Annotated in this window: 2 tRNA genes and 1 pseudogene; 1 reads left to right on the top strand and 2 read right to left on the bottom strand. The window is 43.2% G+C overall.

From position 1 onward, the window contains the following. A pseudogene (locus EDM57_RS20070) lies at positions 1-641 on the top strand (site-specific integrase); the annotation flags it as partial. Positions 642-843: 202 nt separating this feature from the next. Here EDM57_RS20070 and EDM57_RS20065 read toward each other — a convergent pair. Together EDM57_RS20065 and EDM57_RS20060 are read right to left on the bottom strand one after the other, a co-directional pair. Next, positions 844-919, bottom strand: a tRNA-Val gene (locus tag EDM57_RS20065). 49 nt (positions 920-968) lie between these two features. Then, positions 969-1,045 (bottom strand) — tRNA-Ile (locus EDM57_RS20060). Positions 1,046-1,802: the final 757 nt, after the last annotated feature.

Raw genomic sequence — 1,802 nt, 5'->3', positions numbered from 1 at the left:
TTTATTATGCGATATACACCTTCCTTGAGCATGCCAAGGGGAGCCGGTATTACATCGCCTTTCTGCTTGCAGTGACGACAGGAATGCGTCAAGGATAGATTCTTGCGTTGCAGTGGAAGGACATCGATTTTGAGAACGGCTTTCTGCGTGTAACGCAAATACTTAGTCATGACGGAAAGGAAATACTGCCCTATACAAAAACAAAATCAGGAACCAGGACGATTGATCTGCCTGATGAGACCATCGCTGAATTAAAGAAGCACAAAGTACGAATTGCTAAGGAAAAGCTGGCGGCTGGCCCTGATTTATACACCGATCTCGACCTGGTTGTATGCAGTGAAAACGGTACTCCTACGAATGCAGGAAACATTCGTCGGGCATTCAATTCCGCTATCGAGAAAGCCAATGTTCCCAAAATCCGCTTTCATGATTTACGACACACCCACGCAACACTGTTGTTGAAACAGGGAGCCAATCCCAAAATCGTTGCAGAACGATTGGGTCATGCAGATACTCGCATTACGCTCGACACATACAGCCATCTGCTCCCCAGCATGCAGAAGGAAACAGCGAAGCAATTTGGAAAGATGCTGTTCGGCCACACAAACAGTAATAACGGTAAGATAGAAAACGCTAAATAGACCGTATCTTCAATCAAAGAAGATCGGTCTTTTTTTGTGTTTAAATTCGCATACAGTAACGCTTTTTGACCACTTTTGACCACAAAATGAATCTTGACCAAATCTTGACCAGAAGGGGTATTTTGCTGGTTCACCCTGTTTAACAAGTCACCACCAAAATAGAAAAACCCTTGATAAATCAAGGGTTTCAGCTTCTGATATATGGTGATCCGGACTGGGTTCGAACCAGCGACCCCCACCCTGTCAAGATGGTGCTCTCCCAACTGAGCTACCGGATCGTGAGATATGTATGTGATCTTGAACCAAGCAACTTATGTACTCGCTTAATGGTGGGCCCTGTAGGACTCGAACCTACGACCAATCGGTTATGAGCCGACCGCTCTGACCAACTGAGCTAAGGGCCCGAATCGCACCGGACGTCGATCACATTTATTACTATACAGCATCCCGAGATGGATTTCAAGAGGAAATGAATAATTTCTTGTAATTTTTTTCACTCCTACGAAAACCCCACGAAAAACCGCGTAAAATCAGGCTTTTGGCGTGCTATTCTCCACAAAAAAACAAGAACTTGCACACACACTTTTGAAAAAATCTCGCTAAAAACCAAAAAGTTCTTCGAAAAACCATTCACCAGCCTGAGCCTTTTAGGCTAATGCCCAAGCTTTCAGTTAAGGCTTTCAGTTGAATTACTCGTTGAGTTATTGATTTAGATATTGGTTGAGCTACTGGTTAAGTTACTCAGTTGGTTACTAGCTGGTTACTCAATTGAGTCCTTCAGTTGATGTATTCAGCAAAGCGTTCCGTGTGATTATCGACTGAGAAAACTTTCCGTGAGGCTACCGACTGCGATTTCCAATGGAGCTTTCCAAATGAACTTTCCAAATGAACTTTCCGGTTGTGCTTTCCAGTTGAGCTTTTGGCAACAGTGATGACAACAGTTGTCATCAATACAAAAGAAGTGACTTTCCAAAAAGTCCCAATAAGCAAAATCACCAAAACAGCAACATTGGTTTATTAGGGCTATTGAATTTCAAAAGAGGGCATCTCTAAGTCATTAAAGCGACTTTTGAGACAGCCCCGTCGAGTAATCAAGTAATCAAGTAATCGAACAAGCAAATAAATGAAATACACCCCACCTCCTCCCCCCCAAAACAAAAG

The organism is Brevibacillus gelatini, assembly GCF_003710935.1.
Taxonomy (GTDB): domain Bacteria; phylum Bacillota; class Bacilli; order Brevibacillales; family Brevibacillaceae; genus Brevibacillus; species Brevibacillus gelatini.
Note: the sequence above shows the minus strand (reverse complement) of the source record. Positions and strands in the feature narration are given on the sequence as shown.